Annotated in this window: 13 protein-coding genes; all 13 read left to right on the plus strand. The window is 66.0% G+C overall.

Annotated elements, in window-relative coordinates; genetic code table 11:
- The 13 genes from ROZ00_02025 to ROZ00_02085 all read left to right on the plus strand — a co-directional run bounded on the left by ROZ00_02025 (window position 1) and on the right by ROZ00_02085 (window position 15,573).
- Window positions 1-1,911 carry a diguanylate cyclase gene (locus ROZ00_02025; protein MDT3734989.1) on the plus strand — a complete coding sequence of 637 codons (1,911 nt, stop codon included), beginning with the start codon at window positions 1-3 and terminating at the stop codon, window positions 1,909-1,911.
- Between the two features lie 123 nt (window positions 1,912-2,034).
- Window positions 2,035-3,786 carry a GGDEF domain-containing response regulator gene (locus ROZ00_02030; GenBank protein ID MDT3734990.1) on the plus strand — a complete coding sequence of 584 codons (1,752 nt, stop codon included), beginning with the start codon at window positions 2,035-2,037 and terminating at the stop codon, window positions 3,784-3,786.
- Between the two features lie 277 nt (window positions 3,787-4,063).
- Entirely contained in the window at window positions 4,064-4,381 is a 318-nt protein-coding gene (flhD, locus tag ROZ00_02035) for a flagellar transcriptional regulator FlhD (GenBank protein ID MDT3734991.1), read from the plus strand.
- Between the two features lie 7 nt (window positions 4,382-4,388).
- Window positions 4,389-4,931, plus strand: coding sequence for a flagellar transcriptional regulator FlhC (gene flhC, locus ROZ00_02040; protein ID MDT3734992.1), 543 nt, complete (start codon window positions 4,389-4,391; stop codon window positions 4,929-4,931).
- A 184-nt stretch (window positions 4,932-5,115) separates the two neighbouring features.
- Window positions 5,116-5,976 carry a flagellar motor stator protein MotA gene (gene motA / locus ROZ00_02045; GenBank protein MDT3734993.1) on the plus strand — a complete coding sequence of 287 codons (861 nt, stop codon included), beginning with the start codon at window positions 5,116-5,118 and terminating at the stop codon, window positions 5,974-5,976.
- Entirely contained in the window at window positions 5,973-6,908 is a 936-nt protein-coding gene (gene motB / locus ROZ00_02050; GenBank protein ID MDT3734994.1) for a flagellar motor protein MotB, read from the plus strand. The genes motA and motB overlap by 4 nt, the downstream gene beginning before the upstream one ends.
- 22 nt (window positions 6,909-6,930) lie before the next feature.
- Window positions 6,931-7,722 carry an Hpt domain-containing protein gene (locus ROZ00_02055; protein MDT3734995.1) on the plus strand — a complete coding sequence of 264 codons (792 nt, stop codon included), beginning with the start codon at window positions 6,931-6,933 and terminating at the stop codon, window positions 7,720-7,722.
- A 24-nt stretch (window positions 7,723-7,746) separates the two neighbouring features.
- Entirely contained in the window at window positions 7,747-8,595 is an 849-nt protein-coding gene (locus ROZ00_02060) for a CheR family methyltransferase (protein MDT3734996.1), read from the plus strand.
- A complete protein-coding gene (locus ROZ00_02065) occupies window positions 8,570-9,676 on the plus strand; it encodes a chemotaxis response regulator protein-glutamate methylesterase (protein ID MDT3734997.1) in 1,107 nt (368 codons plus the stop codon). Before ROZ00_02060 ends, ROZ00_02065 begins: the two co-directional genes overlap by 26 nt.
- A gap of 193 nt (window positions 9,677-9,869) precedes the next feature.
- Window positions 9,870-11,576 (plus strand): methyl-accepting chemotaxis protein, encoded by a 1,707-nt coding sequence (locus ROZ00_02070; protein ID MDT3734998.1) that lies wholly within the window; start codon window positions 9,870-9,872, stop codon window positions 11,574-11,576.
- A gap of 33 nt (window positions 11,577-11,609) precedes the next feature.
- The gene (locus tag ROZ00_02075) at window positions 11,610-12,806 is read left to right on the plus strand and encodes a methyl-accepting chemotaxis protein (protein ID MDT3734999.1); all 1,197 of its coding nucleotides are present in this window, start codon (window positions 11,610-11,612) and stop codon (window positions 12,804-12,806) included.
- Window positions 12,807-12,880: 74 nt separating this feature from the next.
- Window positions 12,881-14,491, plus strand: coding sequence for a methyl-accepting chemotaxis protein (locus ROZ00_02080; GenBank protein MDT3735000.1), 1,611 nt, complete (start codon window positions 12,881-12,883; stop codon window positions 14,489-14,491).
- 116 nt (window positions 14,492-14,607) lie between these two features.
- The gene (locus ROZ00_02085; protein ID MDT3735001.1) at window positions 14,608-15,573 is read left to right on the plus strand and encodes a chemotaxis protein; all 966 of its coding nucleotides are present in this window, start codon (window positions 14,608-14,610) and stop codon (window positions 15,571-15,573) included.
- The last annotated feature ends 12 nt before the right edge of the window (window positions 15,574-15,585 follow it).

A 15,585-nucleotide genomic window follows, 5' to 3' on the forward strand; every position in this document is an offset into this window, starting at 1 on the left:
ATGGATCTCTCCAAATTCGAGAAACTGAAAGCCTCCGGCAACCTGCCCTCGCCCAAGGGGGTGGCCCTGGCCATCATGCGCCTGACGCAGAAGGAAGATGCCTCCATGGCCGAGCTGGCGCGGATCATCAAGTCCGATCCCGCCTTCGTCGGCCGGCTCATCAAGGCCGCCAATTCCGTAAACGCCAACCCCGGTCGCCCCGTCGTTTCGGTGCAGGAAGCCCTGGTCGTGCTCGGCATGCCGGCAGTGCGCAACCTGGCGCTGGGGTTCTCGCTCCTGTCGCAATACAAGGATGGCGCCTGCAAGGGTTTCGATTACCCGCACTTCTGGACGGCATCGCTTGCCTGCGGCATCGCCCTGCAGGAACTGACCCTGCGCACGCGCGCGGCGCAGGCCGAAGAGGCGTTTTCCGTCGGACTGCTGGCCCGGGTCGGCGAGCTGGCCCTGGCGACTTTGTATCCGGAGGACTATTCCGCTGTCCTGCGCGTGGCGTCGAAAGCCCGCCAGGCCGACCTGGCCGGCCTGGAAGCGGAGCGGTTCGCCATGAATCACCGCGACCTGACGGTCGCCATGCTGTCGGACTGGGGGCTGCCGAAGATCTTCTGCGACATCGTGCTTGCCCACGAGCGATGCGACGAGACGGTTTTTTCAAGAAGCAGCCGCGAGTATGCGCTGGTCCAGTCGCTTGCGCTTTCGCGCCTGATCGCCGACATCTGCATTGCCGACGAGGCAGGGCGGGCGGCAACCCTGCCGCGCCTGTTCGTGCTGGGCGCACGCCTGTCGATCGAGAACGGCGACCTCATCCAGCTATGCGATGGCGTCGTGGCGGAGTGGCGTGAGTGGGCCGCCATCCTCAACGTGGCCGCATCGCCCTTGCCGAGTTTCGATCAACTGGCCAACTCGACGGCGGAGGAGGAGGAAATCCCTGCGAAGGGGTCAGGACCGTCCCGTCTGCGTGTTCTGGTGGCGGATGCCGAGCGGGAGGTCCGCGCCTTGGCGCGCACGACACTGGAACAGGAAGGCTTTGAGGTTGTCGAGGCGGCCGACGGACAGGAGGCGCTGCACCTTGCCCTGGAAGTCCAGCCGCACGTCCTCGTCACTGCCCGCAGCCTGCCGCAGCCGGATGGCCTCGAGGTCACCCGGGCATTGCGCGAGACGCGCCTGGGGCGCGGCATGTACATCCTGATGCTGACGGCGCACGAAAGCGGGGAGACGCTGGCCAGGGGTTTCGAAATCGGCGTGGACGACTATCTGGCCAAGCCCATCGAGCCGCGCCTGCTGGCGGCGCGCTTGCGCGCGAGCCGGCGCATCGTGCATCTGCATCAGGAGATTGAACACGACCGCGAGGAGTTGCGCCGTTTCGCCGCGGAACTGTCGATCTCCAACCGCCGGCTGCAGGAGGCGGCGCTGACCGACGACCTGACCGGGCTGCCCAACCGCCGCCACGCCATGGCGCACATGGAGCAGGAGTGGGCGGCCAGCGTGCGCAACAAGCGGCCGCTGGCCTGCATGGTGATCGACCTCGACCAGTTCAAGCAGGTCAATGACGCCAACGGACACGATATCGGCGACGCCTACCTGAAGCAGGTGGCGTCGACCGTTCGCGGCGCGGTGCGCAGCCAGGACGTGGTGTGCCGCACGGGCGGCGACGAATTCCTGGTCATCTGCCCGGACACCCCATTGCAGGCGGCGCTGGCCTGCGCCGAACGCATACGGCATGCCGTCGAGCAGACGCCCGTGAAGGTGGGCGATCAGCGCCTGAAGGCCGGCATGAGCGCGGGCGTGGCGGTGCGCGAGGCATCCATGGCCAATGTCGACGCGCTGATAAAACGCGCCGACGAGGGCGTTTATCTTGCCAAGCAGCAGGGCGGGAATCGGATCGCCTCGCCGCAGTTCCAAGCAAGCCCTTGAGCCCAAAGTGTTAAATATTTAACGCAAGCTCCCTAAAGTTTCCATCCGCTCAGCCGTTTACCGGTCAACCCCGACGTATCGCTATTATTCGGACAAGACCGGACCGTGATGGAACGCGCGAACATGAACATGTTGTTGCGGGAACAGCCCATCAGCATGCTGATTGTGGATGACTCTGAGGACGACGCATTCCTGCTCTATTCGGAGCTGGCTTCGCGCGGCGCCAAGGTCGACTACAAGCGGGTCGACACCGGATCGGAGATGAGCGATGCGCTCAGTGCCGGCGACTGGGATGTCATCATCTGCGACCATTCCATGCCGGGCTTCGACGCCCTGACGGCGCTGGAGATCCTCAAGCAGAGCGGCAAGGACATTCCCTTCATCATCTACTCCGGCCACATCAGCGACCAGGCGGCCTATTCGGCGATGGGCGAGGGGGTGAACGACTATATCCAGAAGGGCAATTTCGCGCGGCTGATTCCCGTCATCGAGCGCGAGCTGAAGGGGGCGGCGGCGCGCAGCGCGGTGCGGCAGGCCGACACGCGCATCATGGAGCTGGCCTATTTCGACAAGCTGTCGAACCTGCCCAACCACAATTATTTTTGCGCCCGCGTCACCGAGTGCATCGGCGAATGCGAATCGCTTGGCAAGACGCCCTGCGGCACGCTGCTCTACATCGATCTCGACCGCTTCCTGCGCATCAACAGTTCCTTCGGCTACGAGGCCGGCAACGAGATCCTGCGCCAGGCGGCGGCCAGGCTGAAGGAGTGCGCCGCCGAGTCCGGCGCCATCCTGGCCCGCTTCGGCGGCGACGAGTTCGGCATCTTCTATCCCGGCCTGACCGACAGGATCGCGGTGCAGAATTTCGCGGAATGGCTGAAACAGGCCTTCGAGGCGCCGTTCGTGCACGCCGGCATCGAGCTGTATCTGACCTGTTCCATCGGCGTTGCACTGGTACCGGAAGACGGCCGCCAGGTGTATGACCTCCTGATGAACGCCGAGACGGCCATGGCCAACGCCAAGCGCGGCGGCGGCAACGGCTATCGTTTCTACGTGCGGGAGATGAACGCCACCTCGGCCGAGCGCATCGCCATGGAAAGCGAACTGCGCCATGCGATCGAGCGCAACGAACTGTTCCTGCAATTCCAGCCCTGTGTCGATGCCGCCGCCCTGAATACCGTCGGCGCCGAGGCGCTGGTGCGGTGGCGGCATCCCGAACGCGGCCTCATTCCGCCCGACCGCTTCATCCCCATCGCCGACGAGTCGGGGCTGATCGTCGATATCGGCGAGTGGGTGCTGCGCCAGTCCTGCCGCCAGGCCAAGGCCTGGCACGACCAGGGGTTTACCGACTTGTCGATCTCGGTGAACGTGTCCGCCGTGCAGTTTGCCCAGCCGCGCCTGCTCGACATCGTCAATCGCGCCCTGGCGGACTCCGGCCTGCGGCCGCAGGCCCTGACGCTGGAAATCACCGAATCGGTGGTCATGCACGATGCCGAGTCCGCCGTCGGCATGCTGCGGGCGCTCAAGCACATGGGCGTGAAGCTCTCCATCGACGACTTCGGCACGGGATATTCCTCGCTGTCCTATCTGAAGCGTTTCCCGATCGACATCCTCAAGATCGACAAATCCTTCGTCAGCGCAGTCGGCATCAACGACGAGGATACGGCCATCGTGCATACCATCATGGCACTGGCGAAAAGCCTGCGCCTCATGACCATCGCCGAAGGCGTGGAAACGGCTCGCCAGGTCGAACTGCTGCAGAAGGCGCAATGCGACCGCTTCCAGGGTTTCCACTTCAGCAGGCCGGTCGACAGCGAAGTCCTGACCGAGCGGCTGGTGGGGGAACAAATCAAGGGAAGAGCCGTCCTCCACTAGTTCGCCGGCTGTAACCTGCTGGCCAATAAGAGAATATTTTTTTCAAAAAATTCCTAAAGTTTTTCCCGGACTTGCCGTAACAAAACGTAAGAAGCGAAAAGTCCGCCCATGTAGGAATAGTTCCTACAGGACGGATTGCCTCCTTTCGTACGACAAATACGGAGGGCGGCCGATTTTGCCGGCGGCGCATCGGCTGCAGAATTCGTTCAACAAAGGCACCAGGGGGTGCCGGGCCATCCAGCCAACGGGTGGCTCCAATGAGCGGAGGAGCGCAAACATGAGCAGTGCCGATACCTACAACGAAATCAAGGAACTGAACCTGACTTACCTGATGCTGGCCCAGCAACTGATCCGGGCCGATCGCGAAACCGCCCAGTATCGCCTGGGCATCGGTGCCGACATGGCCGACGTGATCGAGCGCCTGACACCCGGGCAGGTGCTGAAGATGGCCGGCTCGAACATGGTCCTGTGCCGCTTCCGCTTCGACGACAAGCTGCTGCTCGGACTGCTCTCCAGCCATGAGCGGGATCGCGGCACGGCGCATACGCATGCCGCCATCCTGGCTTCCGCCAAGCCGGTCGAGGCGATTGCCTGAGCCGGCCATGCGAAACAAGAGCGTCGTCACCGAAGCGCAGGAAATCCAGCTCGCCGCCGAACTGATCCGCCTGGGCGCGCGCCTGCAGCTCCTCGAAGCCGAAACCAACCTTTCCCGCGAACGCCTGCTCAAGCTGTACAAGGAAGTGAAGGGCGTCTCGCCGCCGAAGGGCATGCTGCCGTTCTCGACGGACTGGTTCCTCACCTGGCAGCCGAACGTGCATGCCTCGCTGTTCATGTCCTTCTACCAGTTCATGCTCGGCAACACCGAACTGCGCGGCCTGAAGGCCGTCGTCAAGGGCTACCGCCTGTATCTCGAGCACATCGAGCTGCATGGGCTGGAGTGCGTGCTCTCGCTGACCCGCGCCTGGACGCTGGTGCGATTCTTCGACGCCGACATGCTGAAAATGGCGCAGTGCAAGGACTGCGGCGGCCATTTCGTCGCCCATGCCCTCGACCTGACCCAGGATTACGCCTGCGGCCTGTGCCATGTGCCGGCCCGGGCGGGCAAGACCAAGCGCAACGCGGAAGCGGCCGCGATGACCGTTTGAAGACCGTCTGACCTCCTCCTTGCTCTGCAAGGGGACTCGCGCCGCCCGGCCTCTCCAATTCCGGGCGGCTTTTTTTTGTCCCGCTCAAGTTCCGCGGCGGCAGGCCGATATCCGAAGCATGCCTGTCAAGCTCATCGCCCCCCTGCGGGAGCTGAATATCAACTAAAAACAGAGAGATGCGGGGATGCTCGTAATCATCGGTTATGTCGTGGTGCTCGGCGCCGTGTTCGGCGGTTTCGTCATGGCCGGCGGGCATGTCGCCGCGCTGTTCCAGCCGGTCGAACTGCTCATGATCGGCGGCTCGGCCCTCGGCGCCTTCTTCGTCGCGAATACGCCGAAGACCATCAAGGCCACGTTGAAGTCCCTGCCGGGCCTGCTCAAGGGGTCCAAGTTCACCAAGGCCCTGTACATCGACCTGCTGTCCATGCTGTACGAGATCCTGGCCAAGGTGCGCAAGGAAGGCCTGATGTCCATCGAATCGGACGTGGAGAATCCGGAAGCGAGCCCGATCTTCTCGAAGTATCCGCACATCCAGAACGATCACCACGCCATGGAGTTCCTCACCGACTACATGCGCATGATGGTCGGCGGCAACCTGAATGCCTTCGAGATCGAGAACCTGATGGACAACGAGATCGAGACCCACCACCACGAAGGCGAGATCCCGGTGCATGCGCTGTCGAAGCTGGCGGACGGCCTGCCGGCCTTCGGCATCGTCGCGGCGGTGATGGGCGTGGTGCACACCATGGAATCGGTCGGCATTCCGCCGGCCGAGCTGGGCAAGCTGATCGCCGCCGCCCTGGTCGGCACCTTCCTCGGCATCCTGCTCTCCTACGGCTTCGTCGCGCCGCTGGCCTCGCTGCTGGAGCAGAAGCTGCACGAGGCGACCAAGATGCTCCAGTGCATGAAGGTCACGCTGCTCGCCAGCATGAACGGCTATGCACCGCAGGTGGCGGTGGAGTTCGGGCGCAAGGTGCTCTACTCGACCGAGCGGCCGGGTTTCCGCGAGTTGGAGGACGAGGTCAAGCAGAGGAAAAACAGGTGAGCGACGAGACCCAGCGGCCGATCGTCGTCAAACGGATCAGGAAGGGCGGCGGCGGGCATCATGGCGGCGCCTGGAAGATCGCCTATGCCGATTTCGTCACGGCGATGATGGCCTTCTTCCTGCTCATGTGGCTGCTCGGCTCGACCACCAAGGGCGACCTGAAGGGCATCGCCGACTACTTCGCGACGCCGCTGAAGGTCGCCATGCAGGGCGGCTCCGGTACCGGCGACGCGTCCAGCGTCCTGCAGGGCGGCGGCATGGACCTCACGCGCATCGCCGGCCAGGTCAAGGCCGGCCAGACCAAGACCGAGAAGAAGACCTACGATCCGCGCGCCCTGCAGGCGGAACTGGAGCGCAAGGAACGGGAGAAGCTGGACGAGCTGAAGAAGAAGATCGAGAAGGCGATCGAGGCCAATCCCTCCCTGCACCAGTACCAGAAGCAGCTGGTCCTCGACATCACCAACGAGGGTCTGCGCATCCAGATCGTGGACGAAAAGAACCGGCCGATGTTCGACCTGTCCAGCGCCGAGCTGAAGCCCTACATGCGCGACATCCTGCGCGAGATCGGCCGTTCGCTCAACGAGGTGGACAACCGCATCTCCCTCTCCGGCCATACCGACGCCAAGCCCTTCGCCGGCGGCGACAAGGGCATCGGCAACTGGGAGCTGTCCGCCAGCCGCGCGAATGCCTCGCGGCGCGAGCTGGTCGCGGGGGGCATGGCCGACGGCAAGGTGATCCGCGTCGTCGGCCAGGCCTCGACGGTGCTCTTCGATCCGGCCGATCCGTTCAATCCGCAGAATCGCCGCATCGGCATCATCGTCCTCAACAAGAAGACCGAGGAAGCCATCCTGCGCGACGGCAAGCTGCCCGGGACGAATGCAGCGGAAGGGGACGGGTCCCCGGCGGGGCCGGCGACGAAGCCGGCCGACTGATCCTTCGCGAAAGCAAGCCGCCATGCCGCTCGACATGACCCAGTTCCACCCGGTCTTCTTCGAGGAGACAGCCGAGCATCTGTCGACGATGGAACTGCTGCTGCTCCATCTCGACCCGGAGAACCCCGATCCGGCGCAGCTCGAGGATCTCGGCCGCGCGGCCCATTCGATCAAGGGTTCCGGCGGCACCTTCGGCTTCCGCGACATGGCGATCCTGGCGGAAGAGGCCGAGGCGATCATCGAGGGCGTGCGCAAGGGGAAGCGACGGCTGACCGCGGACCTCGTGCGCGCCTTGCGCGAAGCCTGCGGCGCGCTCAAGTCGCTGCTCGCCGGCTATCGCGGCGAAGGTGCCGCGGCGCAGGACGCCGCGGCGAGCGTGACCGCACTGCTGCGCGGTTTTTCCAGGGAGCCGCCGGCGGCTCCCGCGCGGAACGGAAAAGTCAGTCTGCCGGAGACGGCGCCGGATGCGTCCCTCCTCGCCGGCGAGTTGCGCGAACTGGCGCAGCGCACGGCCGCGGCGTCCGGCGAGGTCATGGCGCTGGTCGAAGCCGCCGGTGCCGGCGGCCTGCACGAGGTGACCGGCGCGGTTCGCGAACTGGGCGAGGCGATCGAGCGCCATGCCGCCCTTGCCGAGCAGGCAGCCGACAACGCCGAATCGCTGCGCGAATCCTTCCGCGTCCTGGTCAAGGCGATCGCCGGCCTGGCGCTGTCGCAGCCGGCCAGGCGTCCGTCGTCCGTCCGCCCGCGTCCCCTGCCCAAGTTCCGCCGCACGTCCGGCACGACCGGGAGCGACCAGGAATGGCCGGAATTCTGAATCCCGCCCGCCCGCGCAGCCGCCATGTCGAATAGCGGGAAAACGCAATCGCTGCGCGAGTTCGAGTTCACGGCGGCCGATTTCGAGCGCGTGCGCAGGCTCCTTCACGAGCATGCCGGCATCGCCCTGTCCGCGGCCAAGCAGGACATGGTCTACAGCCGCCTGGCGCGGCGGCTGCGGGTCTGCGGCGACCGCAGCTTCGCCCAGTACCTGGCGCGCCTGGAGCGCAAGGACGCCCGGGAGTGGGAGGCGTTCATCAATTCGCTGACGACCAATCTGACCTCCTTCTTCCGCGAGGCCCACCACTTCGAGAGCCTGTCCCGCCACCTCAAATCCATCGCGGAAAAGCGCACCATCAAAATCTGGTGCAACGCGGCGTCGACCGGCGAGGAGCCCTATTCGATCGCCATGACCGCGGCGGAGGCGTTCAACACTCCGGCGCCGCCCGTGTCGATCATCGCCAGCGACCTCGACACCCAGGTGCTGGCGCAGGCCGAGCGCGGGATCTATCCGGCCGAGCGCGTGGCGAAACTGGCGCCGGAGCAGGTCTCGCGCCACTTCCTCAAGGGGAACGGCGTACCGGAGGGCAGCGTGCAGGCGAAGCCGGAACTGCGGCGGCTGATCACCTTCCGCCGCATCAACCTGCTCGAGGCCGGCTGGCCGGTGCAGGGACCGCTGGACGCGATCTTCTGCCGCAACGTGATGATCTATTTCGACAAGAAAACCCAGTACGACGTCCTCAAGCGCTTCGTGCCGCTGCTGCGCGAGGATGGGCTGCTTTTCGCCGGGCACTCCGAGAGCTTCCTGCATGCCACCGACCTGTTCCGTTCCCTCGGAAGGACGACGTATGAACGCGCCGACCGCCGCCGCTGAAGGAACGTCCGCCGGCAGGACCAAGGTACTCATCGTCGACGACTCGCCGATGATGCGGCGGCTGCTGGCCGACATCGTCAATGGGGCGGGCGACATGCGCGTCGTCGGCACGGCGGCCGATCCCATCGCCGCGCACGAGATGATCAAGTCGCTCGAGCCCGACGTGCTGACCCTGGACGTCGAGATGCCGAAGATGAACGGCATCGAGTTCCTGCGCCGCCTGATGCGCTTCCGGCCGATGCCGGTGGTGATGGTTTCCTCGTTTACCGAGGCGGGTTCCGAGCAGACCCTGAAGGCGCTCGAACTCGGCGCCGTCGACTTCGTCGCCAAGCCGGCGCAGGCCCTGAAGGCCGCGACGGCGGATTTTGCCGGCGAACTGCGCGACAAGATCCGTAGCGCCCGCGCCAGCCGCGCACCGGCGTCCGCCAGGGCGGCGGTCGAGCGCCGGCCACCGGCGCCGCCCAGCATGGCGGTTGTCCGTCCGGACTGGCGCCCCGCGCCGGGGGACCTGATCGTGATCGGCGCGTCCACCGGCGGCACCGAGGCGCTCAAGGAGGTCCTGATCGCCCTGCCGGAGAATGCGCCGGGCATCCTCATCGTCCAGCACATGCCGCAATCGTTCACCGGCTCCTTCGCCAGGCGGCTGGACAGCCTGTGCCGGATCCATGTCAAGGAGGCCGAACACGGCGAGCGCGTCAAGCCGGGCACCGCCTACGTCGCGCCCGGGCATTCCCACCTGCTGGTGCGGAAAAGCGGCGCCGGCTACCAGACCGAGCTGTCCCAGGCCGAGCCGGTCAATCGCCATCGTCCCTCGGTGGATGTCCTCTTCCGATCGGCCGCCGCCGTGGCCGGCCATCACGCCATCGGCGTCATCCTGACCGGGATGGGCAAGGATGGCGCCGCGGGCATGCTGGACATGAAGCGCGCCGGCGCCTGGAACCTCGCCCAGGACCAGGCCTCCTGCGTCGTCTTCGGCATGCCGCGCGAGGCGGTGGCCCTGCGGGCGGTGGACGAGGTGGCCCCCCTGTCCGAGATCGGCGCGAAGCTGATGGCGCGGCTGTATGCGGCCGGGCACGCCTGATCCGCCCGCATCACCTATCGCTAATGTTATAGGCCGGCCCTAAAGCTCCCGTCCCTCCCTGCCGATATTGGAATCATGCCGCCCGCACCGCCGGCCAGAACTTTCCGGCGGGTCAGGCGACGCGAACTTCTTATTACAAGACCGGCGCCAAAGGCACCTGGTGCACGATCTCCCGAGATAAAGGAGCACGGTCATGAATCACACTGGCACGACGGCTCGCATCATGATGGGTTTTATCCTGCTCGGCCTTTTCGTTTCGGGAGGCGCGATGCTGGCCACGCATTTGTCCGGCACCCCGCTGGGCTGGGGCCTGGCGTTCTACCATGCGGCGGCGGGCCTGGCGGCCTGCATGGCGCCGTTCCTCGTTTTGCGGCGCAGCCTGCTCGACCCGCTGTCGGATTTGCGGCGGGCGATCCAGGCGACCCGGAGCGACGGCGACCTGTCGCGCCGCGCGCCGCTGGCCGGCAGCGCGGCCACCGTGGAGACGGCGAAGGCCTTCAACGACCTGATGGAAAGCTTCCAGGGCATCATCGGCAAGGTCTGCTTCAACTCGAAGCAGGTCGAGGAGGCCGCCGAGATCCTGATCGCCGAGGCGAAGAAGGTCGCCGGCGGCTCGGACCAGCAGCGCGGCGCCGCCGAGGCCACCATGCATGCCATGGAGGAAATGAACATCGGCATCAACCAGGTGGCGGAGAACGCCGAAATGACGGCGGCCAACGCCCAGTCGGCGCGGGAATTGTCGAAGAAGGGCGCCGAGATCGTCGATCGCGCTTCCGCCGAAATCGAGCGCATCGCCCGTTCCGTCGAGCAGTCCGCCCAGGTCGTGTCGGCGCTGGGCGAGCGCTCGCAGGCCATTTCCGGCATCGTGCGGGTGATCCACGACATCGCCGACCAGACCAACCTGCTGGCCCTGAATGCCGCCATCGAGGCGGCGCGGGCCGGCGAGCAGGGCCGCGGCTTCGCCGTCGTCGCCGACGAGGTGAGGAAGCTCGCCGAGCGCACCACCGCCGCCACCGGCGAGATCGGCGCCATGATCGGCGCCATCCAGAGCGAGACGCAAACGGCCATCCAGAGCATCCAGCAGGGCAGCACTCAGGCGCGTTCCGGCGCCGATCTGGCGCGCCAGGCCGCGGAATCGCTGCAGCAGATCAACTCTGGCGCGCAGGAGACGATGGAGAAGGTCGAGGCCATCGCCAGCGCCATCCAGCAGCAGAGCGCCAACGGCCAGAACATCACCACGCATGTGCAGGACATCCTCAAGATGGCCGAGGACAACAACGCCACCGCCGCCCGCACCCTGGTGGAGGCCGGCCAGCTCGACACCCTGGCCCTCAACCTCAAGGAAGTCGGCAACGTCTTCAAGCTGGGCGAGCGCGGCCAGCAGGCGATGGATATCCACAGCCGCATGCCGGCCGTGGCGCAGAAGGCGGCCCAGGACATCGGCCGGGCGCTGGAGGACGCGGTGCGGGCCGGGCAGGTCAAGCTCGACGATCTGTTCGACCACAACTACGTGCCGATCCCGAACACCAAGCCGCAGAAGTACACCACCAAATTCGATGCGCTGACCGACAAGCTCTTCCCGCCGATCCAGGAGCCGATCCTGGAGGCCCACAAGGAGTCCACCTATGCCGGCGCGGTGGACCTCAACGGCTACTTCCCGACGCACAACAAGCGCTTCTCCAAGCCGCTGACCGGGGACGAGAAGGTGGATTTCGTCAACAACCGCACCAAGCGCCTGTTCAACGATCCGGTCGGCAAGCGCTGCGGCAGCCACGAGCAGGCCTTCCTGCTGCAGACCTACCGCCGCGACACCGGCGAGATCATGCACGACCTGTCGGTGCCGATCTACGTGCAGGGCCGCCACTGGGGCGGCTTCCGCCTCGGCTACCGCACCGAATAAGCATTCCAGAACGATTTCAGGGAGAAGCCAGTCATGTCAAACCTGTTCGCGGCACTCATCCGGCCTTCGGTCGCCTTCATGGAAAGCCTGCGCCTGCGCACGAAATTCATCGTCGCCGGCATCGCCGCCGGCGTCGTCGTCGCCTACCTTTTCTTCAACACGACGCCCGGCAGCACGCGCATGATCGTGGCGGTCGTCGGCCTGGCCCTGACCGGCTACCTGTCGCTGGGCGCCTATGTCTCCGTGCTGGGGGCGGTGCGCAAGGTGGTCGAGGGCGGCAAGCAGATCGCGGCGGGCGACCTCACCGTGCGGGTGAATCTGCAGTCGAAGGACGAATACCGCGAAATCGGCGAAGCCTTCAATGCCGTCGCGCAGTCCCTCAGCGGCGTCATCCAGCGCATCCAGGCCAGCGCCGGCCAGCTCGAGCATGCCTCCGTCAGCCTGGCCGAGGCGACCCGCCGCATCAGCGACAGCACGCAGCAGCAAGGTGCGGCGGTGTCTTCGGTGGTGAGCACGGTCGACCAGGTCAACGCGCTGGTGCAGAAGGTCGCCGGCAACGCGCAGGAAGTCGGCGAGCTGTCCGCCGCCGCCCGCGACAAGACCAGCGAGGGCAACGAGAGCCTGTCGAGCATGATCGGCGAGATCGACCTCATAGAGGAAGCGGTGTCCGACATCGAGCGCCACGTCGACGCCTTCATCGCCGACACCCGCTCCATCACGGAAATGACGCGCCAGGTGAAGGACATCGCCGACCAGACCAACCTGCTGGCGCTGAACGCCGCCATCGAGGCGGCGCGCGCCGGCGAGCAGGGGCGCGGCTTCGCGGTGGTGGCCGACGAAGTCAGGAAGCTTGCCGAGAAATCCGCCCATGCGGCGGCCGAGATCGACACGGTGACGCACGCCCTGGGAGGCAAATCGGCGGACGTCGAGGGCGCGATCCGGCGCGGCCGGGAATCCCTCCGGGCCGGGCAGGAGAACATGGAAACCGTCGCCATCGTGCTGTCGGAAGCGAGCAGCTCGGTGGCCCGCACCAGCGCCGGCATGGCGGCGATCTCGAGTTCGGTCGAGGAACAGACCGCCGCCAGCCAGGGCATCACCCAGAACGTCGAGCAGATTGCCCGGATGGCCGGCGAGAACGCCTCCGAGGCGAGCCGGGTGAACCAGCAAGCCGTCGAACTTGAAAAGCTCTCTCGCGACCTGGGCCAGGCCGTGAGGGGGTTCCACACCTGATGCATTCACCGATGCATTAACCGCAGCAAGCGCCTGACACATGCCGTGAACCCGCAAGGAAAGGAATGCCTGCAATGAAAATCGCAACGAAGTTGTATCTGCTGGTCGGGCTGCTGCTCGGCCTGTCCGTCCTGATCGGCAGCCTGGGACTCTACGGCATGAAGGTCGCCGTGGGCGGGCTCGAGACGGTCTATCACGACCGGGTCGTGCCGCTGCGCAGCATCAAGGACATCGCCGACGCATACGCCGTCAGCATCGTCGATGTCACCCACAAGGTGCGCAACAACGGCATGAGCCCGCAGGAGGGATTGAGCAGCGTCGAGCGCGCCGAGAAACTGATCGCCGACAACTGGAAGGCCTTCCAGGCTTCGGCGCATGAAGAAGAGGAGAAGGCGCTGGTGGCCGAGATCGAGCCGCGCATGCAGGTTGCCGACGTGGCCGTCGCCAGGCTGAAGACGCTGCTGCGCGACGCAGCCGCTTCGGAGATCGCCACCTTTGCGGCCTACGAACTGTATACGTCCATCGATCCGGTGTCCGAGTCCTTCGCCAAGCTGGTGACGGTGCAGCTCGACATTGCGAAGAGGGAATACGAACGGGGCGATGCGGCCTATGCCGGCATGCGCAATGCGACCATCGTGCTGATCCTCGCCGGCCTGATGGCCGGCTTCGGCGTCGCCGTCTGGGTGATCCGGCGCTCGGTGCAACAGCCGCTGGCCCAGGCCCAGGACATTGCCCGCGAGATTGCCGGCGGCAACCTGGCCGTTGCGATTCCCGACGACCGGCGCGACGAGATGGGCGTTCTCCTCCGGTCGATGACGGGCATGCGCGACGGCCTGCGCCGGATGGTCTCCGACCTGAAGGCCAACGCCGAGGGGGTGGCTTCGGCGGCGGAGCAGCTCTCATCGAGTTCGGCCCAGGTGGCCGCCGCCACGGCGCACCAGTCGGAAGCGGCCAGTTCGATGGCGGCGGCCGTGGAAGAGATGACCGTTTCCGTCAACCATGTTGCCGACAGCGCGCGGGAGGCGCGCAGCGTGACGGCGAGCACGGGCGAGGAGTCGCGGAATGGCAACCGGGTGATCCAGGAAACCGCGGCGGAGATGCAGAAGATCACCGACACCATGGCCGAGGCGGCCCTGACCATCCAGGCGATGGGGGACAGCTCGCAGCGGATCTCCGGCATCGTTCAGGTGATCAAGGACGTGGCCGACCAGACCAACCTGCTGGCGCTGAATGCCGCCATCGAGGCGGCGCGCGCCGGCGAGCAGGGCCGCGGCTTCGCGGTGGTGGCCGACGAGGTGAGGAAGCTGGCCGAGCGCACCACGGCGGCCACCGGCGAGATCGGCGCCATGATCGGGGAAGTGCAGGCGAACGCCCAGGCGGCGGTCGGCACCATGCAGCAGGCGGTTTCCCGGGTCGGGGAAGGCGTCGGACTGACGCAGAAGGCGAGCGCGTCGATGCAGGAGATCAGTGCCGGCGCCGAACGGGTGGTGGCGGCCGTCAGCGAGATTTCCAACGCCCTGAAGGAGCAAAGCGTGGCGAGCAACGAGATTGCCGCCAGCGTGGAGAAGATCGCCCAGATGTCGGAGGAGAACAGCGCCGCCACGAAGGAGGCGGCCGGCACGGCAAAACGGCTCGAAAAACTGGCCGCCAGCACCCGCGAGGCGGTGTCGAGCTTCAGGTTATGAGCGGAGACGGGCCTTAAGTGGCCTTAAGTCCTGGCGCCGGCGGCCGATAAATCACCCAGCAGCCTGCAAGTGCCCCCTGGCCCGGGTTGGGGTCGGGCGCGCGAAAAGGAGAAAAAATGTCGGAACTGATGAAGAACATCGATGCACGGGCCAAGCTGGCCGGCACCAACAAGCTTGAACTGCTGCTGTTCTCGCTGGGCGTCGACAGCCGGACCGGCAGGCGGGAAACCTTTGGAATCAACGTGTTCAAGGTGCGGGAGGTGATGCGCACSCCGCCGATCACCGCYGCSCCCGACATGCCGGATGCCGTCGAGGGCATGGTCAGCCTGCGCGGCGCCCTGGTGCCGGTGGTGGATCTGGGCAAGTACGCCCATGTCGCCACCGAGCAGCCGCGCGAGATCATGATCGTCACCGAATACAACGGCCGCACCCAAGGCTTCCTGGTCGAGGCGGTCGACACCATCCTGCGCCTGGACTGGGCGCAGATGAAGGTGCCCCCGGAAATGATGACGGCGCGCATGGGCGGCCTGGTCACGGCCATCACGGAACTGCAGGACGGCCGCCTGGTCATGCTGCTCGACGTCGAGAAGGTCCTTTCGGAGACGACGCATTTCGACGACGACCTGCTCTACCGCGACATCAAGCCGATCGGCCGCAGCGATGCCCTGGTCGTCTTTGCCGACGACTCCTCGGTGGCGCGCAAGCAGGTGCAGACGACGCTGGAGCGGATGGGCGTCAAGTACCTCGCCGCGATCAACGGCAAGCGCGCCTGGGAGGAGCTGCAGAAGCTCGCCGGCTACGCCGAGGCCACCGGCCGCCCGGTGCGCGAAGTGGTGAGCCTGGTGCTCACCGACATCGAGATGCCGGAGACCGACGGCTACATGCTGACCAAGCTGATCAAGAGCGATGCGCGCTTCGCCGGCATACCCGTGCTGATGCATTCCTCGCTCTCCGGCATGTCCAACCAGCAGCTGGGCAAGTCGGTGGGCGTGGACGAATACGTCTCGAAATTCGAGCCGCAGCAGCTGGCGGCCTCGATCACCCGGCTGCTGCAACAGCCCTCCGTCAAGGCGGCCGCCTGAGCGACCGCACGA

The organism is Denitratisoma sp. (assembly GCA_032027165.1).
Taxonomy (GTDB): Bacteria; Pseudomonadota; Gammaproteobacteria; order Burkholderiales; family Rhodocyclaceae; genus Desulfobacillus.